This is a genomic window from Streptomyces sp. NBC_01257 (genome assembly GCF_035917255.1).
Taxonomy (GTDB): Bacteria; Actinomycetota; Actinomycetes; order Streptomycetales; family Streptomycetaceae; genus Streptomyces.
Map to the genome: position 1 here is coordinate 1,924,093 of NZ_CP108472.1, position 24,862 is coordinate 1,948,954.

The 24,862-nt window shown below is 71.7% G+C and carries 23 protein-coding genes; 10 read left to right on the forward strand and 13 right to left on the reverse strand.

Going from position 1 to position 24,862, the window contains the following annotated elements:
* Positions 1-18 precede the first annotated feature (18 nt).
* Entirely contained in the window at positions 19-1,167 is a 1,149-nt protein-coding gene (locus OG408_RS07925) for a TDT family transporter (protein ID WP_326669091.1), read from the forward strand.
* On the opposite strand, the gene OG408_RS07930 is transcribed toward OG408_RS07925, so the two are convergent.
* The 4 genes from OG408_RS07930 to OG408_RS07945 form a co-directional block, all read right to left on the reverse strand.
* Complete coding sequence (locus OG408_RS07930; protein WP_266776792.1) at positions 1,106-1,813, reverse strand: helical backbone metal receptor; 708 nt, start codon at positions 1,811-1,813, stop codon at positions 1,106-1,108. The genes OG408_RS07925 and OG408_RS07930 overlap by 62 nt on opposite strands.
* A 38-nt stretch (positions 1,814-1,851) precedes the next feature.
* A complete protein-coding gene (locus tag OG408_RS07935) occupies positions 1,852-2,397 on the reverse strand; it encodes a helix-turn-helix transcriptional regulator (protein WP_285572333.1) in 546 nt (181 codons plus the stop codon).
* Between the two features lie 172 nt (positions 2,398-2,569).
* Entirely contained in the window at positions 2,570-5,206 is a 2,637-nt protein-coding gene (locus OG408_RS07940) for an ABC transporter permease/substrate binding protein (protein ID WP_266776796.1), read from the reverse strand.
* Positions 5,199-6,263, reverse strand: a complete 1,065-nt coding sequence (locus OG408_RS07945; RefSeq protein ID WP_326669095.1) for a quaternary amine ABC transporter ATP-binding protein — start codon at positions 6,261-6,263, stop codon at positions 5,199-5,201. Before OG408_RS07945 ends, OG408_RS07940 begins: the two co-directional genes overlap by 8 nt.
* 320 nt (positions 6,264-6,583) lie before the next feature.
* Here OG408_RS07945 and OG408_RS07950 point away from each other — a divergent pair, with 320 nt between their 5' ends.
* Together OG408_RS07950 and OG408_RS07955 are read left to right on the forward strand one after the other, a co-directional pair.
* Positions 6,584-7,492, forward strand: a complete 909-nt coding sequence (locus tag OG408_RS07950; RefSeq protein ID WP_266786021.1) for a 5'-3' exonuclease — start codon at positions 6,584-6,586, stop codon at positions 7,490-7,492.
* Positions 7,493-7,603: 111 nt separating this feature from the next.
* Positions 7,604-8,446, forward strand: a complete 843-nt coding sequence (locus OG408_RS07955; RefSeq protein WP_266776800.1) for a siderophore-interacting protein — start codon at positions 7,604-7,606, stop codon at positions 8,444-8,446.
* An 82-nt stretch (positions 8,447-8,528) separates the two neighbouring features.
* Here the strand turns inward: OG408_RS07955 and OG408_RS07960 are convergent, their stop codons facing one another.
* Positions 8,529-9,167 (reverse strand): MerR family transcriptional regulator, encoded by a 639-nt coding sequence (locus OG408_RS07960; protein WP_266776802.1) that lies wholly within the window; start codon positions 9,165-9,167, stop codon positions 8,529-8,531.
* Positions 9,168-9,273: 106 nt separating this feature from the next.
* Here OG408_RS07960 and OG408_RS07965 point away from each other — a divergent pair, with 106 nt between their 5' ends.
* Together OG408_RS07965 and OG408_RS07970 are read left to right on the forward strand one after the other, a co-directional pair.
* Positions 9,274-10,236 carry a hypothetical protein gene (locus tag OG408_RS07965; protein WP_266776803.1) on the forward strand — a complete coding sequence of 321 codons (963 nt, stop codon included), beginning with the start codon at positions 9,274-9,276 and terminating at the stop codon, positions 10,234-10,236.
* Positions 10,233-10,706, forward strand: a complete 474-nt coding sequence (locus tag OG408_RS07970; protein WP_266776805.1) for an ABA4-like family protein — start codon at positions 10,233-10,235, stop codon at positions 10,704-10,706. Before OG408_RS07965 ends, OG408_RS07970 begins: the two co-directional genes overlap by 4 nt.
* 11 nt (positions 10,707-10,717) lie before the next feature.
* Here OG408_RS07970 and OG408_RS07975 read toward each other — a convergent pair whose 3' ends face one another.
* From OG408_RS07975 to OG408_RS07985, 3 genes are all read right to left on the reverse strand, one after another.
* Positions 10,718-11,497 carry an ABC transporter permease gene (locus OG408_RS07975; RefSeq protein WP_266776807.1) on the reverse strand — a complete coding sequence of 260 codons (780 nt, stop codon included), beginning with the start codon at positions 11,495-11,497 and terminating at the stop codon, positions 10,718-10,720.
* Complete coding sequence (locus OG408_RS07980) at positions 11,494-12,507, reverse strand: ABC transporter ATP-binding protein (RefSeq protein ID WP_285573103.1); 1,014 nt, start codon at positions 12,505-12,507, stop codon at positions 11,494-11,496. The genes OG408_RS07975 and OG408_RS07980 overlap by 4 nt, the downstream gene beginning before the upstream one ends.
* A 220-nt stretch (positions 12,508-12,727) precedes the next feature.
* Positions 12,728-13,396 (reverse strand): PadR family transcriptional regulator, encoded by a 669-nt coding sequence (locus OG408_RS07985; protein WP_326674493.1) that lies wholly within the window; start codon positions 13,394-13,396, stop codon positions 12,728-12,730.
* 190 nt (positions 13,397-13,586) lie between these two features.
* Here OG408_RS07985 and OG408_RS07990 point away from each other — a divergent pair, with 190 nt between their 5' ends.
* Both OG408_RS07990 and OG408_RS07995 read left to right on the forward strand, forming a co-directional pair.
* A complete protein-coding gene (locus OG408_RS07990; RefSeq protein ID WP_266776814.1) occupies positions 13,587-14,171 on the forward strand; it encodes a sigma-70 family RNA polymerase sigma factor in 585 nt (194 codons plus the stop codon).
* Positions 14,168-14,944, forward strand: a complete 777-nt coding sequence (locus OG408_RS07995; RefSeq protein ID WP_266776816.1) for an anti-sigma factor — start codon at positions 14,168-14,170, stop codon at positions 14,942-14,944. The genes OG408_RS07990 and OG408_RS07995 overlap by 4 nt, the downstream gene beginning before the upstream one ends.
* Positions 14,945-15,159: 215 nt before the next feature.
* Here OG408_RS07995 and OG408_RS08000 read toward each other — a convergent pair whose 3' ends face one another.
* The 5 genes from OG408_RS08000 to OG408_RS08020 are packed head-to-tail and all read right to left on the reverse strand — an operon-like array spanning position 15,160 to position 20,606.
* Positions 15,160-15,963 (reverse strand): DUF1295 domain-containing protein, encoded by an 804-nt coding sequence (locus OG408_RS08000; protein ID WP_326669101.1) that lies wholly within the window; start codon positions 15,961-15,963, stop codon positions 15,160-15,162.
* A complete protein-coding gene (locus OG408_RS08005) occupies positions 15,960-17,330 on the reverse strand; it encodes a cyclopropane-fatty-acyl-phospholipid synthase family protein (RefSeq protein ID WP_326669103.1) in 1,371 nt (456 codons plus the stop codon). The genes OG408_RS08000 and OG408_RS08005 overlap by 4 nt, the downstream gene beginning before the upstream one ends.
* The gene (locus OG408_RS08010) at positions 17,327-18,610 is read right to left on the reverse strand and encodes an SAM-dependent methyltransferase (RefSeq protein ID WP_285573089.1); all 1,284 of its coding nucleotides are present in this window, start codon (positions 18,608-18,610) and stop codon (positions 17,327-17,329) included. Before OG408_RS08010 ends, OG408_RS08005 begins: the two co-directional genes overlap by 4 nt.
* Before the next feature lie 2 nt (positions 18,611-18,612).
* On the reverse strand, positions 18,613-19,338 hold the full coding sequence (locus OG408_RS08015) for a DUF1365 domain-containing protein (protein ID WP_266786022.1): 726 nt from the start codon (positions 19,336-19,338) through the stop codon (positions 18,613-18,615).
* Positions 19,332-20,606: an NAD(P)/FAD-dependent oxidoreductase gene (locus OG408_RS08020; protein WP_266776824.1), complete on the reverse strand. Its 1,275-nt coding sequence runs from the start codon at positions 20,604-20,606 to the stop codon at positions 19,332-19,334. Before OG408_RS08020 ends, OG408_RS08015 begins: the two co-directional genes overlap by 7 nt.
* Before the next feature lie 259 nt (positions 20,607-20,865).
* On the opposite strand from OG408_RS08020, the gene OG408_RS08025 reads away from it, so the two are divergent.
* The 3 genes from OG408_RS08025 to OG408_RS08035 all read left to right on the forward strand — a co-directional run bounded on the left by OG408_RS08025 (position 20,866) and on the right by OG408_RS08035 (position 24,862).
* Positions 20,866-22,404 carry a sulfite oxidase gene (locus tag OG408_RS08025; protein ID WP_266786024.1) on the forward strand — a complete coding sequence of 513 codons (1,539 nt, stop codon included), beginning with the start codon at positions 20,866-20,868 and terminating at the stop codon, positions 22,402-22,404.
* 117 nt (positions 22,405-22,521) lie between these two features.
* On the forward strand, positions 22,522-23,172 hold the full coding sequence (locus OG408_RS08030; RefSeq protein WP_266776826.1) for a fasciclin domain-containing protein: 651 nt from the start codon (positions 22,522-22,524) through the stop codon (positions 23,170-23,172).
* 154 nt (positions 23,173-23,326) lie between these two features.
* Positions 23,327-24,862, forward strand: coding sequence for an amino acid permease (locus OG408_RS08035; RefSeq protein ID WP_326669105.1), 1,536 nt, complete (start codon positions 23,327-23,329; stop codon positions 24,860-24,862).

Below are 24,862 nucleotides of genomic sequence, written 5' to 3' on the forward strand. Positions count from 1 at the left end.
GGCGCCGAAAATCGTGGCATGGCCATCTTTCCGCAGACCCGCACCGCTCTTCCGTACGCCGGCACCGTCCGGCGGCCGGCCCTGCGGCACTTCGGCCCCAACTGGTACGCGACCGTCATGGGCACCGCGATCGTGGCGAGTGCGGGCGCCGCGCTGCCGGTGCACGTCCCCGGGCTGCGGGCGGCCTGCTCGCTGGTGTGGGTGCTCTCCGCGGTGCTGCTGGCCGCCGTGCTCACGGCTCGCGCCGGGCACTGGTCGGCCCACCGCGACCAGGCCCGGGCCCATCTCCAGGACCCGGCGGTCGCCCCCTTCTACGGCTGTCTCCCGATGGCGCTGCTGGCCGTGGGGGGCTCCGGCATGGTCGTCGGCAAGGACGTGATCGGGCATCAGGCGGCCCTGGTCCTGGACGTCGTGCTGTTCACCGCGGGCACGCTGACCGGTCTCGCGGCCGCCGTGGCGATTCCGTACCTGATGATCGTCCGCCACCGTCCCGGGCCCGGGACCGCGTCGCCGGTGTGGCTGCTGCCGGTGGTGGCGCCCATGGTGTCCGCGGCGCTCGGCCCGCTGCTGGTGCCGGAGCTGCCGGAGGGCCAGTGGCGGGAGGCGCTGCTGCTCGCCTGTTACGCGATGTTCGGGCTGAGCCTGCTGGCCACGCTGGTGATGCTGCCGCTGGTCTTCGCCCGGCTGGTCCACCAGGGGCCGCTGCCGCTCGTGCTGACGCCCACGCTGTTCCTGGTGCTCGGCCCGCTGGGCCAGTCGACGACCGCGGTCAACGCGCTCGCCGATGTGGCGCCGGGTGCGATCCGGGCACCGTACGCCTCGGCGCTCGGCGCGTTCGCCGTGCTGTACGGAGTGCCGGTGATGGGGTTCGCGCTGCTGTGGCTGGCGCTGTCGGCCGCGCTGGTGGTGCGGGCGGTGCGGGGCGGGATGACGTTCGCCATGACGTGGTGGGGCTTCACCTTCCCCGTCGGGACGTGTGTGACGGGCGCCGCCGGGCTGGCCCGGCACACCGGCCTGACGGCGTTCGGCTGGCTGGCCGTCGCGCTGTACGTCCTGCTGGTGGCGGCCTGGGCGGTGGCCGGGGCGCGCACGGTGCGCGGGCTGCTCAGCGGAGCGCTGCTCGCAGCGCCGCGGGGGCCCGCACCAGTGACGGCCCGTACCACGTGAGATACCGGCCGTCGACGAGCGCGGCGGGCAGCGCGGGGAAGGCCTCGGGGCCGTCGTCGGCGGTGAAGCGGTACGGCTCGTCGGGCAGGACGACCAGGTCGGCGCCGGCCGCGGTCAGCTCGTCCAGGGGGATGCGGGGGTAGCGCTCGGCGTGGTCCGCGTAGACGTTGGCCACCCCGAGCCGGGCCAGCAGGTCGCCGGCGAAGGTGTCGCGGCCCAGCACCATCCAGGGCCTGCGCCAGACGGGGACGATCGCGCGGCGCGGGACACCGGGCCGCGGCAGGGCGGACCAGGCCGCCTCGGCCTCGTCCAGCCAGCGTGGCCTCGGCAGACCGCAGGCGCCGGTCAGGACCCGGTCCAGCTCCGCCAGGGCCTCGTCGAGGGTGCGGACGGTGGTGACGAGGACCTCGGTGCCGGCGTCGCGCAGCGCGGCGAGGTCGGGTGCGCGGTTCTCCTCCTCGTTGGCCACGACGAGATCGGGCCGGAGGGCGAGGATCGCGGGCACGTCGGGATTCTTCGTGCCCCCGACACGGGCGGCGTCCAGTCCCGCCGGGTGGGTGCACCAGTCCGTGACGCCGACGAGCAGCCCGGGGCCGCTCTCGGCGAGGGCCTCGGTGAGCGAGGGGACGAGGGAGACGACGCGCACGGGAACACCTCCTGGTCGCGGAACCGGTCCGGTCCCTCTCAGCGCCGCGGGTCGAACGTGGCGTCGATGTGCTCGGCGACCGCGACGACCAGCAGCCGGGTGCCGGGGACGGTGGCCCGCCAGCGATGCCGCACCCCGCCCGAGAGGAACAGCGTGTCGCCGCGCTCCAGCCGGTAGGCCTGCCCCTCGGCCTCCACCTCGGCGGCGCCCTCCGCGACGTACATCACCTCGTCGTTGCGGTGCTGGAACTCGCGCCCGAGGTCCAGCTCCCCGGTGAATTCGAGGGCGCTGAGCTGATGGCGCCCGCGCACCACCCGGCGTACGCCGTCCTCGTCGCCGCCGCGCACGACATCGACCGCGCGGGCCGAGTCCGCGGCGGCGCGGAGCCGGGCGGTGGTGGTCTCCAGCGCTTCGGCGACCCGGTCCAGGGAACGCGGGCTGGGTCTGGCCCGTTCGTTCTCGATCTGGCTGAGGAACGGTACGGACAGGCCGCTGCGCGCGGCGACCGCGGCCAGGGTCAGTCCCAGGGATCTGCGCTGTCGGCGGACCGCGGCACCCACCCGGAGTGTTTCCTTGTCGTCCATTGTCCGGCTCCCTCCCGACTCGCCATCCTTCCGGCTGCCAGCACCTTACGCACACCGTTGCGCAAGGACGGCGGGTAATCGGGATGTCCGGACAGCCGGAGAGGGGTGGGCGCCGCCGCCGGCGGTGCCCACCCCTCTCCGTGCCGCCGCCCCCGAAGGGGCCGGGCCGCTGTTACTGCTGAGGTGCCATCTTGTCCGCGATGCCCGGGTTCTTCTCCATCCAGGCCTTCACGGCTTCCTCCTCGTGTCCCGTACCGAGCTTCTGGATCTGGTTCTCCAGGCCGGCGAGCTGGTCCTCGCTGAGCTTGAAGTCCTTGAACCACTTGGTCAGCTGCGGGTAGTTCTTCGGGAAGTCCTTGGAGGCGATGGTGTGCAGCCGGTCGCCGTCACCGAACGCCTTCTTCGGGTCCTGGAGCTTCGTCATCCCGTACTCGCTGTACGCCCAGTGCGGGGTCCACAGCAGGACGGCGATGGGCTCCTTCTTGGCGTACGCGCGCTTCAGCTCGGCGAGCATGCCGGGCGTCGAGGAGTCGAGGACCTTGTACTCCTTATCGAGGCCGTACGACGGCAGCACGTTCTTCTTCAGGTTCTCCATCGTGGCCGTGCCCGGCTCGATCCCGACGATGCGGCCCTTGAACTGATCGCTCTTGCCCTTGAGGTCGGCCAGGGTCTTCACGCCCTTGACGTAGTCGGGCACCGCGACCTCGATGGAGGTCGGGCCGTACCACGAGCCGATGTCGGTGAGCTTGGAGCCGTACTTGTCCCAGTAGTTCTTCTGGGTGTACGGCAGCCAGCCGTCGAACTGCACGTCGAGCTGGCCGCGGGACATCGCGGTGTACATCGGACCGACCTCGAACTGCTTGAGGTTGATCTTGTAGCCGCGGTCCTCCAGGACGGCCTTCCACAGGTACGTGGCGGCGATGTCCTCCTCCCAGGGGAACCAGGCCATCTCGACGGTGCGCTCGCGCTCGTCCTTGCCGTTGGCGCCCTTTGAGGAGGCGGCCTTCTTCACCGGGGCCGCCTTGTCGGCGAATCCCGGGTTGGCCTTGAGCCAGGTGCGGACGGCCTCCTGCTCCTTGCCGGCTCCGCTCTTCTGGATCTGCGCCTCAAGACTGGTGAGCTGGTCCTCGGTCATCTTGAAGTTCTTGAGCCAGCCGCCGACCTCGGGGTTCTCGTCGGAGAAGCCCTTGCGGGTCAGCGTGTGGATGCCGTCGCCCTTGCCCCAGAGGTTCTTGGGGTCCTTGAGCTTGGTCAGCTCGTACTGGTTGTACGCCCAGTGCGGCGACCAGAGCGGAACGACGATCGGTTCCTTCTTGGCGTACGCGCGCTTCAGCTCGGCCAGCATGGACGGCGTGGAGCCGTCGACGACCTTGTACTCCTTGTCCAGGCCGTAGCCCGGCAGGATCTTGTCCTTGAGCAGGCCCGTCTCACCGGCGCTCGGCTCGATGCCGACGACGCGGCCCTTGAAGTCGGACGCCTTGCCCTTGAGGTCGTCGAGCGAGTCGACGCCCTTCACGTACGAGGGGACGGCCAGCTCCAGCGAGGTGGGACCGAACCAGGATCCCATGTCCTCCAGGCGGTCCTTGTACTTCTTCCAGTACGCGGCGTGGGTGACCGGCAGCCAGGAGTCGGTCTCGAAGTCGATCTGACCGCCCGCCATACCGGTGTACAGCGCGCCGGCCTCGTACTGCTTGGCGTCGACCTCGAAGCCGCGCTGCTCCAGCAGTTCCTTCCACAGGAAGGTGGAGGCGATGCCCTCGTCCCACGGGATGTAACCCATGCTGATCTTCTTGCCGGCCCCGATGTTCTTCGGGTCGGAGCCCGCGGTGCTGTCCGAGTCCGTGGTGCCGAACAGGCTCATGCTGCCGGCCACCAGGGCGAGGACGACGATGCCGGCCACGGCGACGAGGGGCTGCGGGCGGTAGTTCCACACCTTCAGTCCGCCGGTCACCGCCTGCGCCTTGGCGAGCGCGCGGCGGGCCAGCGGGGAGACCTCGCGGCCCAGGGCGCTGGTCATCCGGTCCAGGTACATCGCCAGGACGACGATGGAGATGCCCGCCTCGAAGCCGAGGCCGACGTCGACGTTGCCGATGGCGCGGTAGACGGCGCCACCGAGGCCGCCGCCGCCGACCATGCCGGCGATGACCACCATGGACAGGCCCAGCATGATGACCTGATTGATGCCCGCCATGATCGTGGGCAGCGCCAGCGGCAGCTGCACCCGCAGCAGGGTGTTGCGCGAGGTGGTACCGAAGGCCTCGGCCGCCTCGACGAGTTCGCCGTCGACCTGGCGGATGCCGAGCTCGGTCATCCGGACGCCGGGGGGCAGCGCGAAGATGATGGTGGCGATGATCCCGGGGACCACGCCGACACCGAAGAAGATGACGCCGGGGATCAGGTAGACCATGGCGGGCATGGTCTGCATGAAGTCCAGGACCGGCCGGGTCACCGCGCTGACGGCCTTCGAGCGGGACGCCCAGATGCCGAGGGGTACGGCCAGCACCAGCGTCACGATCGTCGCGACGAGCACCAGGGTGAGCGTGTCCATCGCCTCGTCCCACAGATCGACGGAGTCGATGAGGGCGAAGCCGACGAACGCGAGTACACCGGCGAGCAGACCGCGCAGCCACCAGGCGATGACAGCGACGATGCCGGCGAAGAGCAGGGGTGCGGGGGCGGAGATGACGGCGGCGATGCCGTCGAACATGCCGCTGACGACGGAGCTGATGGCGTCGAAGAGCCAGGCCAGATGGTTCTGGAGCCAGTCGACAGCCGTGTCGACCCAGTCGCCGAGGTGGAGCCTAAACACTGGCCACCTTCTTCAGGGAGGCCGCGGCGTCCTGGGGAGCCTCGGCGGGGGTCATCGGCTCACCGAGGACGGCGAGCAGGCGGGCCCGCGGCACGACGCCGGTGAGCTTGCCCTTGCCGTCGGTCACCGCGACCGCGACACCGCTCCGCGAGCAGGGCGTGAACAGCTCGATGATCGGGGTGGACTCGGTGACGGTGGCCGGGGCCTCCCGCAGGACGTCGGCGGGGGTCCGCAGCTCCTTGCCGTCGTCCGTGGTGGTGCCCATCACGGTGTGCGGTTCGGCCATGATGGCGCCCGCGGTCAGCACCCGGGAGCGGTCCACGTCCTGGGTGAAGGAGGCCACGTAGTCGTTGGCCGGCGTGACGAGGATGTCCTCGGCGGTGCCGAGCTGGACTATCTCGCCGTCGCGCATCACCGCGATGCGGTCACCGAGGCGCATGGCCTCGTTGAGGTCGTGGGTGATGAAGACGATGGTCTTCTTCAGCCGCTTCTGCAGCTCCAGGAGCTGGTCCTGCATGTCGCGGCGGATCAGCGGGTCGAGCGCGCTGAAGGACTCGTCCATCAGGAGCAGGTCGGCGTCGGTGGCGAGTGCGCGGGCCAGGCCGACGCGCTGCTGCATGCCGCCGGACAGCTCGTCGGGCCAGGACTTCTCCCAGCCGGCGAGGCCGGTCATCTCCAGCGCCTCGGTGGCACGGCGGTTGCGCTCGGCGCGCGGCACACCCTGCACCTCGAGGCCGTAGCCGGCGTTCTCCAGGACGCTGCGGTGGGGGAACAGCGCGAAGTGCTGGAACACCATGCTGATCTTGGTGGAGCGGACGTGGCGGAGTTCGGCGGGGCTCAGGGCGGTCAGGTCCTGTCCGTCGAAGAGCACCTTGCCCGCGGTGGGCTCCAGCAGTCCGTTGAGCATGCGCAGCAACGTGGACTTGCCGGACCCGGACAGACCCATCACGACGAAGATCTGGCCCGGTTCCACGGTGAACGATGCGTCGATCACCGCTGCGGTCGTTCCGTCGGCGCGCAGCTCGTCGCGGTCCGTGCCGCTCTCGAGTTTCTGCACGGCTTGATCGGGTCGTCTGCCGAAGACCTTGTACAAGTGTTCGGCTTGCAGCCTAGACACATACACCTCACGCGTTGAACCGAAAAACGGTCTGCCACCCCCTCCGGCAGACCGTGGAGCGGTGCGGATTCGGTCCGCATGGCACGTGCACTAGTTGAAAATGCGACGTGGTCCGCTCCGATGCCGCGCCTGCCCCCGCTTATGCGGGGCAAACACAAGAGTGAGCCAGCTCACAAAAGAGCGGCCCGGGTCCGGGAACCGCGTCCGCGGCGGCCACTGTCGGTGGGGTGCGGCATCATCGGGGTGTGACGCGACGCCTGATGCTCCTCGACACCGCCTCCCTCTACTACCGCGCCTACTTCGGGGTGCCCGACTCGGTGCGCGCACCGGACGGGACCCCGGTCAACGCCGTCCGCGGACTGCTGGACTTCATCGGCCGGCTCGTGCAGGACCACCGGCCGGACGATCTGGTCGCCTGCTGGGACAACGACTGGCGTCCGCAGTGGCGGGTCGACCTGATCCCCTCGTACAAGGCGCACCGCGTCGCGGTGGAGACCGGCGAGGGGCAGCCCGACGAGGAGGAGACGCCCGACACGCTGGCCCCGCAGGTCCCGGTCATCGCGGACGTGCTCGACGCCCTCGGCATCGCCCGGGTCGGCGTCGACGGCTACGAGGCGGACGACGTGATCGGCACGCTGACCGGTCTGGCGACCGGCCCGGTCGACATCGTCACCGGCGACCGCGACCTCTACCAGCTGGTCGACGACGCCCGCGGGGTGCGGGTGCTGTACCCGCTGAAGGGCGTCGGCTCCCTCCAGGTGACGGACGAGGCCTGGCTGCGCGAGAAGTACGGGGTGGACGGCTCCGGCTATGTCGACCTGGCGCTGCTGCGCGGCGACCCGAGCGACGGACTGCCCGGCGTCCCCGGCATCGGGGAGAAGACGGCGGCGAAGCTGCTGGACGCGTTCGGCGACCTCGCCGGGATCATGGCAGCGGTCGGCGATCCGGCGGCCAGGCTGACGCCCTCGCAGCGCAAGCGGCTCGACGAGGCCCGTGACTACGTGGCCGTCGCGCCGACGGTGGTCCGGGTCGCCGGGGACGTACCGCTGCCCGGGTTCGACCCCGTACTGCCGGCCGAACCGCGCGATCCCGCGACGCTGGAGGCGCTCGCCGACCAGTGGGGGCTGGGCGGCGCCCTGCAACGGCTGCTCGTCACGCTCACGGCCTGAGGGATCGATTACCTCCCCACCCCGGCGCCGGGGTGTTAAGTTAGGTAACCCTAAGACCGATGGTCCGTGTATGAACCACCGGTTCGGCATCCGTACCAGGGAGACAACCTCGTGGCAGAACGACCGGCGCGGCAGGCACCCACGGCGCAGGGTGCGCAGGTCCTGCGCACCGAGCAGATCACCCCGCACATGATCCGGGTGGTGCTCGGCGGCGACGGTCTCGCCGGCTTCGCGCTCTCCGGCTTCACCGACCACTACGTCAAGCTGTGCTTCGCGCCCGAGGGTGCGGACTACGCGCACCCCTTCGACATGGCCCGCATCCGCGAGGAGTTCCCGCGCGAACTGTGGCCCACCACCCGCACGTACACGGTGCGTTCCTGGGACCCGGCCGCCCGGGAGCTGGCGATCGACTTCGTGGTGCACGGCGACGAGGGCCTGGCCGGTCCGTGGGCGGCGCGTGCGGCGGCCGGTGACCAGGTGACCTTCCTGGGCCCCGGCGGGGGTTACGGCCCCGACGCCTCGGCCGACTGGCACCTCCTGGTGGGCGACGAGAGCGCGCTGCCCGCCGTGGCCGCGGCGCTGGAGCAGATGCCCGCGGGCGCGGTGGTGCACGCGTTCATCGAGGTCTCGGACGCCTCCGAGGAGCAGAAGATCGCCTCGCCGGACGGCGTCGAGGTCACCTGGCTGCACCGGGGCGACCGCCCCGTCGGCGAGGCGCTCACCGCCGCGGTGAAGGGGCTGGAGTTCCCCGCGGGCGACGTCCAGGCCTTCGTCCACGGCGAGGCCGGCTTCGTCAAGGAGATCCGCCGCCATCTGCGGCTGGACCGCGGGATCCCGCTGCCGCAGCTGTCGATCTCCGGCTACTGGCGGCTCGGCCAGAACGACGACGCCTGGCGCTCGGTCAAGCGCGAGTGGAACGCGCAGGTGGAGCGCGAGCAGGAGAGCGCCGAGTAACGCCTTCGCCCGCCGCATGACTATGCCCCGGCCCTTACGGACCGGGGCACAGTCATGTCCGACGGGGCGCTCCGGCGCCCGGTCAGCCGTCCGCCTCCTCGCTGTACGCCCGCGCCGACGCGTCCACGTGCGCGAGCCGTCGCAGGGCGTTGAACATCGCCTCGCCCAGCACCGTGCCGACGACCACGCGCTCCACCAGGTCCTCCCGCGCTTCGCGTTTGCCGACCCAGTCGAGGTCGACCCGGGCGATCTGCTCGGCGGCCGCCGCGTAGTCGTCGAGCAGTTCGACGAACGCCCCGTGCCCGGCCTGACGCACCGCCACCAGCACCTCGGCCAGGGACTCCCCGCCCGGACTGTCCGCGCCGGAGAGCCAGCCCCTGCGCCGCAGCAGTTCCGCCACGTCCTCGCGGGCGTCGGCCAGTTCGGCTCCGGCTTCCTCGCCCTGCGACGGCGAGAGACGCTTGGCCGCCGCGCCCAGCACCTCGTGCACGGGCTGCGCGGGGTCCTCCATCGCCCGCAGCACGTCCCCGATGGCCGCCAGCGGCAGCCCGCCGACATCCAGGAGGGCGCGGATGAGCCGCAGTCTGCGCTCGTGCCCGGCGTCGTAACTCGCCTGGTTCGGGCTGGTCAGCTGCCCCGCGGGCAGCAGCCCCTCCCGTACGTAGTACTTGATCGTCGGTACCGGAACCCCGGACCGGCGGCTCAACTCGCCTATGCGCACCGCGCGTTCTCCCTTCTCCTGCTTGCCATCCCGCACCTCATCATAGATAGTTCCCCTATCGGATAGCGGAGAGCACTGCTATCCATAATCATCTCAGGGGGATCTCATGCCGCAATGGCGTACCTGGCACCGTCCATTAGTCGTCTTCGCCGCCGCCATGGCCGTGACGGCGGTCGTCTCGGGCATCGGCCTGCTGGTCGACGACCGGGTCCTGGCGGGCTCGGCGATCTGGTTCAAGCCCTTCAAGTTCGCGGTCTCCTTCGTGGCGTACGCCCTCGCCCTCGCCTGGATGCTGACACTGCTCACGCGGGGCCGTCGCACCGGCTGGTGGGCCGGGACCGTGGTCGCGCTGGCCAGTCTCGCCGAGATGGCGATCATCGTCGGGCAGGTCGTCCGGGGGAAGCGCAGCCACTTCAACAACGCCACCCCGTTCGATGCGTCGCTCTTCGCCGCGATGGGCGCCACCGTGGTCATCCTGTGGGCCGGCACCCTGGTCATCGCGATCCTGCTGATGCGCGCCCGCATCGCGGACCGCGCCTCCGCCTGGGCGATCCGGTCCGGCGTCGTCCTGGCGCTGGTGGGCGCCGGCTTCGGCTTCCTGATGACCCGGCCCTCGCAGGAGCAGCGCGCGGCCGGGAACCTGGACACGGCCGATGTGATCGGCGCGCACTCCGTGGGGGTACCGGACGGCGGACCCTCGATGGCGCTCACCGGCTGGTCGACGACCGGCGGCGATCTGCGCGTCCCGCACTTCGTGGGGATGCACGCTCTGCAACTGCTCCCCCTCTTCCTGATGGCGCTGGTCGCCCTGGCGCCGCGCCTAGCCCGGCTGCGCGACCCCCGGGTCCGGCTGCGCCTGGTCCTGGTCGCCTCCGGCTCCTATGCCGCGGTCACCGCCCTGGTCGCCTGGCAGGCGTTGCGCGGCCAGCCGCTGATCCACCCCGACGCCGCGACGCTCGTCGCCACCGCGCTGCTCCTGGCCGCCACGGCCGCCGGGACGTACGGCGCGCTGCGCCCCTCCTCCCCCGCACGCACCTCCCGCACCACCGACAAGGAGCTCGTGTCATGACCGGCGCACTGTTCGAGATCGCGTTCCTGCTGGCCGCACCCTTCTGGCTGCTCATGATCTTCGCGCCGGGCCGGGCGGTCACCTCCCGGATCGCCGCCTCGCCCCTGACCGTCCTGCCGGTCCTCGCCGTCTATGCGGCGATGGCCCTGCCGGTCCTGCCCGAGCTGTGGACGGCGGTGCGCAGCCCGGACATCGACACGTTCCGCGATCTGACCGCGCTGTCGAACGGGGCGGGAGCGGTGTGGGCCCAGGTCATCGCCTGGGACCTGCTGCTGGGGCAGTGGATGTTCCTGGAGAGCCGCCGGCTGGGCATCCCGCCGTACGTGATGGGACCGCTGCTGGTCCTGACCATCCTGCTCTCGCCGTTCGGACTGCTGGTCTTCCTGGTGCTGCGCGCGGTCCGCAACCGGGGCGCCCGGTCCGGGAGCGGGCTCCCGGACCGGGCGGACGGCGTGGTGGCGGGCCGGTGAGGCCGCTGCCGTCAGACGGACTTCTGGTACGAGCGGAAGGTGCGGGTCGACAGCCACACCGCGATCACGGCGAGGGCCAGCAGCGCTCCCCCGCGGCTGAGCACCAGTCCCCAGTCGGGTTCCCGGGTCAGTGCCGAACGTCCGGCCACCATCGCCCAGTTGACCGGGTTGAAGTCGGCGATGTGGCGCATCCAGGACGGCATCTGGCTCGGGGCCATGAAGGACGACGACAGGAAGGTCAGCGGCAGCAGCAGGAAGGTGTTGATGCCGATGATCGACTCACGCTGGCGGACCAGCATGCCCAGGGCGTTGGAGAACGCCCCGAAGACCGTGCCGAGCAGGATCGAGGCGACGACCAGGATCAGCAGTCCGCCCGCCCCGCCCGGGTAGGTGGCGCCCGCGGCCCAGCCGAGCAGGACGATGACCAGGGACTGCACGGCGGTGCTGATGCCGTTCTGCACGACGTTGGCGTTCATCAGGGCGTTGCGGCTGACGGGTGTCGTCAGAAAGCGGTTGAGCGTGCCCCGTTCGATCTCCTCCAGGGTGCCCATGCCGGCCCACATGCTCGACCCCAGGGCGCTCATCACGACGATGCCCGGGATCAGGTAGTCCAGGTACGACGTGGTGCCGAAGCCGCCGAGTTCGACGACCTTCCTGAAGAGGTTGCCGAACAGGAACAGCCAGATCACCGGCTGGATCAGCGAGATCACCAGGAAGACCGGCTGCCGGAGGATCGCCGTCAGCTGGCGCTGGGTCATGTACCAGGTCTGGGCGAGGGCCTGACTGCTCATCGGGTTCCTCCTGCGGCGGCCTGGGCGGGGACGCGGTGCGGGGCCGCGGTCTCCGCCTCGGAGAAGCGGCGGCCGGCGTAGCGCAGATAGACGTCGTCGAGGGAGGGGCGGGCGACCGTGGCGGCGGCCACGGCCGCCCCGGCCCGTTCCAGCGCGGCGAGCAGCACCGGGACGGCGGCCGCGCCGTCGTCGGCACGGACGCTGACCCGGCGGCCCTCGACCAGCACCTCGTGGACACCGGGCAGTCCGGCGAGCGCCGCGCCGGTGGCGGCGCGGTCGCCGTCGGCGCGCAGCTCCATGTGCACGGCGTCGCCGCGCAGTTCGCCCTTGAGTTCGTCGGGGGTGCCCTCGACGACGATGCGGCCGCGGTCGACGATCGCGATGCGCTCGGCGAGCCGGTCGGCCTCTTCGAGGTAGTGCGTGGTGAGCACGATCGTGAGGCCCTCGTCGGCGGCCAGCCGCGCGATCTCCTCCCACATCGCCGTGCGGGCCTCCGGGTCGAGGCCGGTGGTCGGCTCGTCGAGGAAGAGCACCTCGGGGCGGTGGACGAGACCGAGCGCCACGTCGAGGCGGCGCTGCATCCCGCCGGAGTACCCCTTGACCTGGCGCTTCCCGGCGTCGGCGAGGTCGAAGCGGTCCAGCAGCTCATCGGCCCGCCGCTGGACGGCGGCGCCGCGCATCCCGTACAGGCGGCCCTGGAGCACCAGGTTCTCCCGGCCGGTGGCGACGGGGTCGGCGCCGGACTTCTGGGCGACGACACCGATCGCCCCGCGGACCCGGTCGGGGTGGCGCAGGACGTCGTGCCCGGCGACGGACGCGGTCCCGGAGTCGGGGCGGGCGAGCGTGGTGAGGATCTTGACGGTGGTGGACTTCCCGGCCCCGTTGGGGCCGAGGAGCCCGAAGACGGTGCCGGGCGCGACGGTGAGGTCCATCCCGCTCAGCGCGGTGACCTCACCTGGATAGGTCTTGATCAGCTGCCGCGCCTGGACGGCGGGCGCACGGGTGCTCATGGCGGAGCTCTCCTGTGGTCGGCTGGACACTCGGGTCTCCGAGTGCCCGGTGGGCCGAGCCGGTCCGCGTGAGGAGTGCCGGGCTATCCTGGGTGTGCCGCACCTCGATCGCCTGGCGTGCCTTCACGGCTTGTCCGGTCCGGGGTTCGAGACCTCGGCGGGCGCTGCTCCAACAGCTCCTGCCGGGGTCTTTTCTTCTTTCCGGGTCCGTCCTCCTCCGTCACGCCCCGCTTTCGGGGCCGGGGGCAGGGACGATGGCCTGCTCGTCCAGTTCCTGCCAGTCCTGGGGTACCTCGCCGGTCTCGTGGAACGACTTCCACTCCTCGATGCCGCTGATGGTGGAGTCGGTGAGCTCCTTACGGAACCCCCTGATCCACTCCAGCTGCGCCTCGATCATGTGGAGCTGGTACTCCGTCTCGACGACGAAGACCCGGGGCAGCGCGTCACCCAGTTGGGTGAGCACGCCCCGGAGGGCCGCCGCCTGGACGGTCTGCGCCTGCTCCCGGTCGGTCAGCAGCTCCGCCACCTCGTCCGGCGGCAGCACCGGAAGCAGCGACAGGGCGGTGTCGAAGACGGGGAACTCGGCGGCGGGCACCGCGATCAGATCGGACAGCCAGTCCAGCATCTCGGCGCGCCCGGCCCCGGTGATGCCGTACAGCGTGCGCTCGGGGCGGTTGCCCTGCCGCTGCACGCCCGTGACCTCCACATAGCCGTGCTTCTCCAGGTTCTGGACCACGGTGTAGAGCGAGCCGAAATTGATCTTGACGCTGTGCTGCTTGCCGCGCCGGCGGAGGGTCTGGGCGATCTCGTACGGATGCATGGGGCGCTCCGCGAGCAGCACCATCACCGTGAGTGCCAGTGGATTGCCGAGCTTGCGCCGCTTGGCCACCGCCCTCACCACCCTCACTTCGTCACCGAATACTCGTCACCGAACATATCTCGATTCTCCGCGACACGTCAACCACGATGTATCGCGTATCGCGCAGGGCGTGGAAGGATTCCATCCCCTGACCAATCCGCACCGTCACCGGCTCCGAATCACCCGTGGAGACCGATGAGCATCCCGGAAGGAAGCCCGCGTGAAAGAAGCCGTGCACATCAGCGGATTGGCCTCGGCGGGGCCCGATCTCCAGGAGCTCCTGGGGATGGTCGCCCGGGGCGATCAGGATGCGTTCGCGCAGGTGTACGAGGCTGTCTGCGGGCCGGTGCTCGGTCTGGTGCGCAGCGTCCTGCGCGATCCCGCCCAGTCGGAGGAGGTCGCGCAGGAGGTACTGGTCGAGGTGTGGCGCACGGCGCCGCGCTTCCGGGCCGCCCGCGGGAGCGCCATGAACTGGGTGCTGACGCTGGCCCACCACCGGGCGGTGGACCGGGTGCGCTCGGTCGAGGCGACAACGGCCCGTGAGCACAAGGCGGCGCTGCTCGACCGCACCCCCGCCTTCGACGACGTCACCGAACAGGTGGAGAGCCGGCTGGAGCGGGAACAGGTCCGCCGCTGCATGCGGACCCTGTCCGAACTCCAGCGCGAGTCCGTCACCCTCGCGTACTACCGCGGACTGACCTATCGCGAAGTGGCCGAGCTGCTCGCGACACCGCTGGGAACCATCAAGACTCGACTGCGCGACGGACTGATCCGGCTGCGCGACTGCCTCGGGGTGAGCGCATGAGCGACGCCGGACTGCACACGATGACCGGGGCCTACGCCCTGCACGCGCTGCCGGACTCCGAACGCCGGGAGTTCGAACGCCACCTGGGCGACTGCGAGGCCTGCTCCGTCGAGGTGCGCGAGCTCTCGGAGACCGCGACCCGGCTCGGGCTCGCCGTCTCGGCCGCACCGCCGCGGGAACTGCGCGAGCGGGTGCTGCAGGAGATCGCGACCGTGCGCCAGGAGCCGCCGTCCGGCGGCCACCGCGCCCGCACCACGAGCGCCGGCCGTACCACCGCGAGCCGCACGTCCCGGTGGCCGAAGTTCGCGCTCGCCGCGAGCCTGGCCGCCGCCGCCGGCTTCGGCGGGATCGCGGTGTGGCAGAACCAGGAGGCACAGGAGGCCCGGCAGGACTCCCGCGCCGCCCAGCAGGAGAGCGACCAGCTCGCGCAGGTCCTCGCCGCGCCCGACGCACAGACCCGGTCCGGGTCCCTGGAGGACGGCGGGAAGGGCACGGTCGTGGTGTCCAAGAGCCAGAACCGCGCCGTGTTCCTCGCCTCGGGACTCGCCGAGGCGCCCGCGGGCAAGGTCTACCAGCTGTGGTTCGACGACGACGGCACGATGCGCTCCGCCGGTCTGATGCAGGCGTCGGGCACCTCGCCGACGACGTACGCCAGCCTGCTCGACGGCCCGGTGGACCAGGCGACCGGCATGGGTGTCACCGTCGAGCCGGCGGGCGGATCGGCGCAGCCGACCTCGGCCCCGCTGGCCCTGATGAACCTTCCGTCGGCATGAGCGAGCGCCCCGCCGCATGAGCGACGGCTGCGCCGGGCACCCGTTGGTGACCGGCGCAGTCGCTCGTCCGGGCCCCTGACGCAGTGGCCGCACGCGCTCGCCCCGGGTCGGGTCGTCCCGGTGGGCCGTGGCCATTTCGCGGTGTCCACCCCGTACTTCGGCCGTTGGGAGGCGGCCGGGGTACGGGGCACACTGGCTCCCTCCCGGCGGGCGGCTCAGCCGCGGCGCGGCGGGCGCGGGAAGAATCCGCTGGTCCGGTCCCTGTACGCGGCGAAGCCGGGGCGCTCGGCCATGTGCCGTTCCAGGAGCGCCTTTCCGCTGCCGCCGATGAGCAGGAAGCTCATCAGGACGGGTGCCACCAGGGTGGCGGCGGCCGCGCCGGGCGCCTGGCACACGATCAGGAACAGGCCCCACCACACGCAGAAGTCGCCGAAGTAGTTCGGATGCCGGGTCCAGGACCACAGTCCGCGGTCCATGATCTTCCCGCGGTTCGCCGGGTCTGTCTTGAACCGGGCCAGCTGGCGGTCCCCCACCGCTTCGAAAACCAGCCCCACCGCCCACACGCCCGCACCGGCCCAGGCCCACGCGCCGGCCGGTCCCGTCAGGTACCCGGCCGCCTGCACCGGGAGCGAGATCAGCCAGACCAGGGCGCCCTGGAGCAGGTACACCTTCCGCAGGGCGTACAGCCGCGGGTCGCCCGGCGCCCTGGCGAGCATCGCCGCGTACCGCGGGTCCTCGCCGTGCCCCCGGCCCCGCCGGGCGATGTGCCAGGCCAGGCGCAGCCCCCACACGGCGGTGAGCACGGTGACCAGGAACCGGCGGGTGCCGTCCCCGTCACCGGCCGACGCTGCGTACGAGACGAGGGCCACGGCGGTGAAGCCCAGGCCCCAGGCGACGTCCACGACCCGGTGCACACCCATGCGCAGGGCGACGGCGAACGTCGCGAGCATGACGGCCAGGGCGGCGCCCGCACAGGGCAGCAGGCCCTGTGCGAACGCCGCCCATGCGAAGCCGCTCATTCCGCGAGTCCGGCCGTCGCCCCGTCACGCGCGGCCGGCACCTCGGCCGAAGCCGCGTACCAGCCGTTGCGGGTGTCCGGCATCCCGGCCGCACCGGTCGTCTCCGGCCGTACGGAGAGGATCTGGTCCACGCCCATCCGCCGTTCGTCGAACGCCAGGGCGCCGCCTGCCAGGTAGAGCCGCCACACCCGCACGGTCTCCTCGCCGACGAGGTCCGTGAACTCCTGGTGGTTCTCCTCCAGGGTGCGCCGCCACGCGTCGACGGTCCGCACGTAGTGCTCGCGCAGCCCCTCGACGTCACGCACTTCGAGGCCGGCGCCCTCCAGCAGCGTCACCGTCTCGCCGAGCGGGCGCATGTGCATGTCGGGCGCGATGTACGACTCGATGAACGCGCCGCCGCCCGGGGCGTCGCGCCCGCGTGACATCTGCTGGACGAGCACCCGGCCGCGCGGCCGCACCATGGCGTGCAGCGTCCCGGCGAAGGCCGGGTACTGCTCGTCCCCGACGTGCTCGCCCATCTCGATGGTGGACACCGCGTCGTACCCGCCCTCGTGGCCCGGCGCCCGGGCGATGTCGCGGTAGTCGCAGCAGCGGACCTCGACGAGGTCCTCCAGGTTCCGTTCGGCCACCTGGTGGCGGACGTACGCCGCCTGTTCCCGGGCGAGGGTGACCGCGGTGACGCGGACGCCGTGCCGCTGCGCGGCGTACAGCGTGAGCGATCCCCAGCCGCAGCCGATGTCCAGCAGCCGGGCGCCCGGACGCAGTCCCAGCTTGCGGCAGATCAGTTCGAGCTTGTCGCGCTGCGCGTCCGCGGGGCCGTAGCCGGGGGCTTCACTGGTCCAGTAGCCGCAGGAGTAGGCCATCGTCTCGTCGAGGAGCAGCGCGTAGAAGGCGTTGGAGAGGTCGTAGTGGTGGCTGACGGCGGCCCGGTCGCGGGCCTTGCTGTGCAACACGCCGTGGAGTCCGGCGCGGGCGGCGGGTACCGGTGGCCGGGGGCCGACGGCGCCCAGCCGCAGCGCGGTGCCCAGCGCCCGCAGCCGGCCGCCGGCACCGGGGCTCGGCGGGCGCAGTCCGCGTTCGCGCACCGCGTGGCGCATCGCCCGCAGGCCGGTGGCGAGATCACCTTCGATGTCGATGTCCCCGGTGATGTAGGCCTCGGCGAGGCCGAGTTCGCCCGGGGCCCACAGGAGCCGGCGCAGTGCGCGGCGGGAGCGGACGTGGACCAGGGGCCCGTCGGGGGCGCCGGTCTCGCTGCCGTCCCACATCCGTACCCTGACCGGCAGTTCGCCGCCGAGCAGCTGCTCGACGAGCGGTTCGAGGCGTTGCGCAGCGCCGGGGGCGGCGGTCTGCTTGGCCGTGAGTGTCATCGCGCTGTTTCCTGACGGGTCAGCAGCATCTGCTGCACATGGAGGTAGCCGGAGCGGAATCCCGCTTCGGAGTAGGCCAGGTAGAAGGTCCACATCCTGCGGAAGGTGGCGTCGAAGCCGAGCGCGTCGACGTCGTCGGTCCGTTCGGTGAAGCGTTCCCGCCACAGCCGCAGGGTCTCGGCGTAGTGGGTGCCGAAGTCGTCGCAGCGCTCGACGCGCAGGCCCGTGTGCTCGGCGGTGACCTGTCCGACGGCCTCGACGGACGGGAGGAGTCCGCCGGGGAAGATGTACTTCTGGATCCAGGTGTAGGTGCTCCCGCCGGCGCGCAGCCGGTCGTCCGGCATGGTGATGGCCTGGAGGGCGATCCTGCCGCCGGGGGCGAGCCGCTCCTCCAGGGTGCGGAAGTAGACCGGCCAGAACTCGGCGCCGACCGCCTCGATCATCTCGACGCTGATGATCGCGTCGTACTCGCCCTCGACGTCCCGGTAGTCGCTGAGCCGGACCTCGACACGGTCCTCGAACCCGGCGTCCCTGATCCGGCGGCGGGCCAGTTCCTGCTGCTCGCGCGAGAGGGTGACGGAGACGACGCGGGCGCCGCGGGCGGCGGCCCGGATCGCGAGTTCGCCCCAGCCCGTGCCGATCTCCAGGAGCTGGGTGCCGGGCCCGACCTCGGTGAGGTCGAGCAGCCGGTCGATCTTGCGGTGCTGGGCGGCGGGCAGCAGGGCGTGCTCGGCGGGGAAGCCGCGGAAGATCGCGGAGGAGTAGCTGAGCGTCTCGTCGAGGAAGAGCGCGAAGAGCTCGTTGGACAGGTCGTAGTGGTGGCTGATGTTGTCGCGGGCGCCCTCACGGGTGCCGAGCTGTCCGGCGGGGCGGCGGCGGGCCCAGACGCCCCGCAGCCGCTGGAGGGGCTGCGGGATCAGGGTGGCGACCTGGTCGGCGAGGACGGTCAGCACGCCCACCGGGTCGGGTGAGTCCCACTCCCCCGCCATGTAGGACTCGCCGAAGCCGATCAGTCCGTCGACGCCGATTCTGCGGAAGAACGTGGCGGGGTCGCGTACGTCCATCAGCGGGCCGCCGAGGCCGAGGTCCTCGCGTCCGGCGAGCCGGACCCGGAGCGGGAGGCGGTCCAGGGCGTGGCGGACGAGCCGTTCGGCGATGAGGGTCCGCAGCCTTGAGCCGCGCGGCGGCCGCACGACATCGGGCCAGCGCCCGGGGTCGATGTCCGCGGTGGCGTGCACCGGGGGCGAGGTGGAGGGGGACGGGGAGTGGGACGTGGACACGCTCACTGCATTCCTTCCTGGGGGCGGTGGTGGGGACGGGGCTGTACGGGCAGTCCGCGCAGCAGCAGGCGGATGCCGTGCAGCCGGATGGCGGCCGAGACGACGGCGGTGGACCAGGGGTGGAGCAGCGCCAGCCGGAGCAGGGCGCGCGGGGTGACCGGGCGGCGCACTCCGCGGACCGTGGCGGTGAAGGGCCGGATGCCGGCCCGTTCCAGGTGCACCGTCAGGTCGAGCCGGGGCCCCGGCTCGGGGAGCCGCATCCGGTAGGAGCCGGTCACGTCGAAGAACGGCGAGACGTAGAAGTCCTTGCCGGTGGACGCCCGGCCGTCGGCGTCCGGGCGCAGCAGGTAGCAGTGGCGTTCGCCGTACGTGTTGTGCACCTCGGCGACCGTGCAGAGCGGGCTGCCGTCCGCGCGGCGGCACCAGTAGACGGTCAGCGGGTTGAAGACGTGGCCGAACACCCGGGCCTGGGTGAGCATCCGCACGCTGCCGTCGGCGAGGTCGACGCCGTTCGCGGCCAGGAAGCGGCTCAGTCCGTCCCGGATGGTCGGGGCCGTGCCGCCGAAGTGGTCGCGCGGGTCGAAACCCGCCAGCAGGCGCAGGGCCGCGGGCAGCGGTGGCGGCCCGTCCGGGTCGATCAGCCACAGGTAGGTGCGGTGCCGGAACGCGTACTTGCCCGGCGCACTCCGTACGTGGGCGATGGTGCAGGGGTAGAGGGCGTTCACCAGTCCACCCCCAGGGCGGCGGCGGCCTCGGCCCCCGAGCGGCAGCCGTCCTCGTGGAATCCCCAGCCGTGGTACGCCCCCGCGTAGGCGGTGACCGGGCCGGACAGGGCGGGCAGCCGGGCCTGCGCGGCCACCGACTCCGGGGTGAAGACGGGGTGTTCGTAGACCATGCGGGCGCGGACGAGGCCGGGGGCGACGCGGTCGGCGCCGTTCAGGGTGACGACGAAGGTCTCGGGGGCGTCGAGCCGCTGGAGCCGGTTCATGTCGTAGCTGACGGTGACGTGCCGGGCGTCGGCCGAGCAGTCCGGCATCAGGTAGTTCCAGGAGGCGCGGGCGCCGCGGGCGCTCGGCAGCAGCCGGGTGTCGGTGTGCAGCAGGGTGGGGTTGCGGGAGTAGCGGAAGGCGCCCAGGGTGCGGCGTTCCTCGTCCGTCGGGTCGGCGAGGATGCGCAGCGCCTGGTCGGGGTGGGTGGCGATGACGACGGAGTCGAACGCCTCGGTGGTGTCGTCGGCGGTGACGAGGTCGACGCCGTCCGTGTGCCGGCGCACGGCACGGACCGGGGTCGCGGTGCGGACGGCGGCGAGCTGCTTGGTGACCCGTTCGACGTAGGCGCCCGAACCGCCGGTGACCGTCCGCCACACCGGGGAGCCGCCGACCGCGAGCATCCCGTGGTGGTCGAGGAAGCGGAAGAGGTAGCGGGCGGGGTACAGCATCGCGGTCACCGGGTCGCAGGACCAGACCGCGGAGACCACGGGGGTGAGGAAATGGGCGGTGAAGTACGGGGAGAAGCGGCCGCGGGCGGCGAACTCGCCGAGCGTCATCGTGTCCGCGTCCGGTCCGCCGTCGGCCAGGAGGCGGCGGGCGGCCCGGTGGAAGCGCGGCACGGCGGCCAGCATCCGCAGATAGGCGGGGTCCCGGAGCTGGGCGGGCCGGGCGAGCAGACCGGCCGGGCCGCGGGCACCCGCGTACTCCAGGCCGCATCCCTCGCACCGCACCGACATGCTCATCTCCGACTCCTGGGTCGGGACGGCGAGCTCCGCGAAGAGCCGCAGCAGATGCGGGTAGGTGCGCCGGTTGTGCACGATGAAGCCGGAGTCGACGCGGTGGACGCGGCCGTCCGACGCGGGCAGGTCGTGGGTGTGCGCGTGGCCGCCCACCCGGTCGTCCGCCTCGAACAGCGTCACGTCGTGGGCCGTGCGCAGGATGTGCGCGGCGGTCAGTCCCGCCACCCCGCTCCCCACCACCGCTGTACGTTGCCGCCTGCCTGTCATGCCGTTCCCTCCGCCTGCCCGTGCCCCGCGCTCGCGCGCTGACGCGCGCGAGCGGCGAGGCCTCTCAACTGTGGTTCGTTACAGGTCGCGCCGCGGATTGGCCGGGACCGACTCTCATTCGTTCGGGTGACAGACCAATCCGCGGGCCGACCGGCCACGAATCCCGGTTGTGAGCGAAGATCGGAACGAAGCGAAGAGCGGGGCCCCCGGGTCCCGGCGGTCCCGCTGGGCACGAGCGGCCTGCGCCGCGCTCAGCGGTGTGATCGCCGGGTTCTGCGCCCTGGCCGTCGCCGAGCTCGTGGCGGCGGTCGTGCGTCCCGAGGCGGGTCCGGTCGCGGTGGTGGGCGGTGCGGTGATCGACCGCACTCCCCCGGCGCTGAAGGACTTCGCGGTCCGCCATTTCGGCACCAACGACAAGCTGGTCCTGGAGCTCGGGATTCTGGCCCTGCTGGCGGTCTTCGCCGTGGCGGTCGGGATGCTGGCACTGCGGCACCGGCTGATCGGTTCGGCGGCCGTTCTGGTCTTCGGCGTGGTCGGGGCGGTCGCGGCGATCGGGCGGCCGGAGGGCCGCCCGTCCGACGCCCTGCCCTCGGTGGTGGGTGCCGTGCTGGCCGCAGGACTGCTGTACTTCCTGGTCGGACGGCTGGCTCCGGCTCCCGGCCCCTCCCCCGCGGCTGGCGGGAGGGACGGGGAGCCGGTCCGCGGCACCTTCGACCGGCGGGGCTTCGTCATCGCGGCGAGCGCCGCGGCGGTCGCCTCGGCCGGTGCCGGTCTGCTCGGGCGGCGGCTCACCTCCGCCGTCCAGGCCGGGGCCACCGCCTCACGGAACGACCTGGTGCTGCCCGTACCCGGCTCGCGGGCGCCCGCCGTACCCGCGGGCGCCGATCTGAAGATCCGGGGGCTGAGCTCGTTCGTAACCCCGAACAAGAGCTTCTACCGGGTGGACACGGCGCTGGTCGTGCCGCGGATCGATGCGAACGACTGGCGGCTGAGGATCCACGGCAAGGGCGTGAAGACGCCCCTGACGCTCAGCTTCCAGGACCTGTTGCGCCGCGAGATCATCGAGCGCGACATCACCCTGACCTGCGTGTCCAACGAGGTGGGCGGACCGTACGTCGGCAACGCGCGGTGGATCGGTGTGCGACTGGCCGATCTGCTGCGCGAGGCGGGGGTGAAGCCGCCGTCCGGCGGTGGACCCGCCGACCAGATCGTGGCGCGTTCGGTGGACGGCATGACGATCGGCACGCCGGTCGAGGACGTCATGGACGGACGCGACGCGCTGCTCGCCCTCGGCATGAACGGTGAGCCGCTGCCCTTCGACCACGGCTTCCCGGTCCGGATGGTCGTTCCCGGCCTGTACGGATACGTCTCGGCCTGCAAGTGGATCAAGGACATCGAGCTGACCACGTTCGACGACTACGACGCCTACTGGGTCAAGCGTTCCTGGTCCAAGCAGGCACCGATCAAGACCGAGTCCCGGATCGACACCCCCCGCCCCTTCGCCTCCCCGAAGGCCGGCACCATTCCGGTCGCCGGGGTCGCCTGGGCCCAGCACCGCGGTATCCAGCGGGTCGAGGTCCGGGTGGACGGCGGCCCGTGGAATCCCGCGAAGCTGGCGGCCGAGGACAGCCGTGACACCTGGCGCCAGTGGGTGTGGGAGTGGCCGGCCACCTCCGGCAACCACACCCTGGAGGTCCGTGCGACGGACCGCACCGGCGCCACTCAGACCGACCGGCGCGTCGGCACCGTACCCAACGGTGCGACGGGCTGGCACTCGGTGGTGGTCGACGTGTCCTGACCGGACGGTCACCACCTCCCCTTACTCACGCGCTCCGCGAGGAGCAGCGTTTCGCACAGCCCAACCCCCTTACCGACCGTAATCATTCGGTCACCCATACGAACCAGGAGAACCATCATGAAGGTCACCCACGCGCGTCGTGCCGCCGTCGCCATCTCGGCGGCGTTCGTCCTGCCGCTGGCCCTTTCGGCCTGCTCCAGCGACTCCAAGGACAGCGCGTCCGGCTCCTCGGCCAGTTCGGCGAAGGCCTCGGACCCGGCGTCGGCGTCCGCGAGCGACACGATGCCCATGGACCAGCCCTTCGGCCCCGCCTGTTCGTCGGTGCCGAAGAACGGTGCGGGCTCCTTCGACGGCATGGCGAAGGACCCGGTCGCCACGGCCGCCTCGCACAACCCGGCGCTGTCCACCCTGGTCACCGCGGTCAAGAAGGCCGGCCTGGTCGACACCCTGAACAACGCGCAGAACATCACGGTGTTCGCCCCGACCAACGACGCCTTCGCCAAGGTCCCGAAGGCCGACCTGGACAAGCTGCTCGCCGACAAGGCCGCGCTCACCAAGGTCCTCACCTACCACGTGGTGGGCCAGAAGCTGACGCCGAAGCAGCTGGAGAAGGGCTCCTTCGACACCCTGGAGAAGAGCGAGCTGACGACGTCCGGTTCGGACATGACGTACACCGTGAACGACTCCTCGAAGGTCGTCTGCGGCAACGTCCCGACCGCCAACGCGACGGTCTACATCGTCGACACGGTCCTGATGCCCGCCAAGTAGCGGTCCTTCCGCGCGGGCCCGCGCTCACGCCCTTCGGCAACCCGCCGGAGGGCGTGAGCACTTCGGCCCCGCCCGGACACGGTCACGTCACGCCCCGGAAACAGCGCGTCCCTAATTTCTGTCGCCCGACAGGAAATCGGCGACAGGGGCTGACATGACCGCCACCGCACCAACGGACGTACGTCCGGATCCCGCCGGAACCGGCCAGGGCGACCACACCTCCCTGGCCGGTTTCGGCTATCGCCAGGAGTTGCACCGCTCCATGGGGCGCTACGCCTCGTTCGCGGCCGGTTTCTCCTTCATCTCCGTCCTCACCACCGTCTTCCAGTTCTTCGCGTTCGGCTTCTCCTTCGGCGGCGCGGCCTTCTTCTGGACCTGGCCGGCCGTGCTCGTGGGCCAGCTGCTGGTCGCCGCGTGCTTCGCCGAACTCGCCGCCCGTTACCCGCTGTCCGGGGCGATCTACCAGTGGTCGACCCGGCTGAGCACCCCCGCCTTCGGCTGGTTCGCCGGATGGATCATGGTGATCGGACAGATCGTCGTGGTCGCGGCCGCCGCGCTCGCGCTCCAGGTGGTGCTGCCCGCGATCTGGTCCGGATTCCAGCTGGTGGGCGGCGATCCGGCACCCACCACGGCGACGGGCGCGGCCAACGCCGCGCTGCTGGCCGTCGTCCTCCTCGCCCTCACCACGACGGTGAACCTGCTCGACAACAGGGTCATGTCGGTCGTCAACCGCGTCGGAGTGACGGCCGAGATCATCGGCGCGGTCCTCATCCTGGTCCTCCTGTTCACCCACACCGAACGCACCCCCGGCGTCACGCTGCACACCGGCGGCCAGGGCGGCGCGCTCGGCGCCCTGCTGGTCGGTTCCTTCACCGCGGCCTACGTCCTGATCGGCTTCGACAGCGCGGGCGAGATGAGCGAGGAGACCCGCTCCCCGCGCCGCACCGCCCCGCGCACGATCCTGCTCGCACTGGCCTCGGCGGGTGTGCTCGGCGGACTACTGGTGCTCGCCGGCATCCTGGCCGCACCGGACCTGACGGACGGCCGGCTGGCCACGGAGGGCCTCTCGTACGTGCTGACCAGCAGCCTCGGGGACGGGGTCGGCCGCTTCCTGCTGGCCGACGTGGCGGTCGCCGTGGCGGTGGCGACCCTCGCCATCCAGACGGCCGGCTCCCGGATGCTGTTCTCGATGGCGCGCGACGGCGTACTGCCCTTCTCCGCCCGCCTCGCCAAGGTCTCCCCGCGCACCGGAATGCCCGCCGCACCCGCCCTGTTCGTCGGCGCGGCGGCCGCGGCACTCGGCCTGCTCAACCTGGCGTCCCCCGAGGCGTTCCTGGCCATCGGCACCACGTGCATCGCGATGCTCTACCTCGCGTACGCCATGGTCACGGGCCCGATGCTGCTGCGCCGGCTGCGCCGCCTGCCGCTCTCGCCCGCCTCCGGCCCGCCGCACGACGAGACGGGCGAACCGCTCTTCTCGCTCGGCCGTTGGGGACTCCCCGTCAACGCGCTGGCCTTCGGGTACGGAGCGGTGATGACCGTCAACCTGGCCTGGCCGAGGGCGGCGGTGTACGACCCGGCGGGCGGGCACTGGTACTTCCAGTGGTTCACGGTGCTCTTCCTGGGCGCCACGGTGCTGCTCGGGGCCGTGTATCGCGCCTGCGTGAAACGGCCGGCCTCCGTACGCTGA

Coding starts and splice junctions, on each gene's coding strand:
- OG408_RS07970 (WP_266776805.1), top strand. CDS start 10,233: ATGACCGGCGCACTGTTCGAGATCGCGTTCCTGCTGGCCGCACCCTTC.
- OG408_RS07975 (WP_266776807.1), bottom strand. CDS start 11,497: ATGAGCAGTCAGGCCCTCGCCCAGACCTGGTACATGACCCAGCGCCAG.
- OG408_RS07925 (WP_326669091.1), top strand. CDS start 19: ATGGCCATCTTTCCGCAGACCCGCACCGCTCTTCCGTACGCCGGCACC.
- OG408_RS07950 (WP_266786021.1), top strand. CDS start 6,584: ATGCTCCTCGACACCGCCTCCCTCTACTACCGCGCCTACTTCGGGGTG.
- OG408_RS08035 (WP_326669105.1), top strand. CDS start 23,327: ATGACCGCCACCGCACCAACGGACGTACGTCCGGATCCCGCCGGAACC.
- OG408_RS07935 (WP_285572333.1), bottom strand. CDS start 2,397: ATGGACGACAAGGAAACACTCCGGGTGGGTGCCGCGGTCCGCCGACAG.
- OG408_RS07995 (WP_266776816.1), top strand. CDS start 14,168: ATGAGCGACGCCGGACTGCACACGATGACCGGGGCCTACGCCCTGCAC.
- OG408_RS08020 (WP_266776824.1), bottom strand. CDS start 20,606: ATGACAGGCAGGCGGCAACGTACAGCGGTGGTGGGGAGCGGGGTGGCG.
- OG408_RS08005 (WP_326669103.1), bottom strand. CDS start 17,330: ATGACACTCACGGCCAAGCAGACCGCCGCCCCCGGCGCTGCGCAACGC.
- OG408_RS07980 (WP_285573103.1), bottom strand. CDS start 12,507: ATGAGCACCCGTGCGCCCGCCGTCCAGGCGCGGCAGCTGATCAAGACC.
- OG408_RS07965 (WP_266776803.1), top strand. CDS start 9,274: ATGCCGCAATGGCGTACCTGGCACCGTCCATTAGTCGTCTTCGCCGCC.
- OG408_RS08000 (WP_326669101.1), bottom strand. CDS start 15,963: ATGAGCGGCTTCGCATGGGCGGCGTTCGCACAGGGCCTGCTGCCCTGT.
- OG408_RS08030 (WP_266776826.1), top strand. CDS start 22,522: ATGAAGGTCACCCACGCGCGTCGTGCCGCCGTCGCCATCTCGGCGGCG.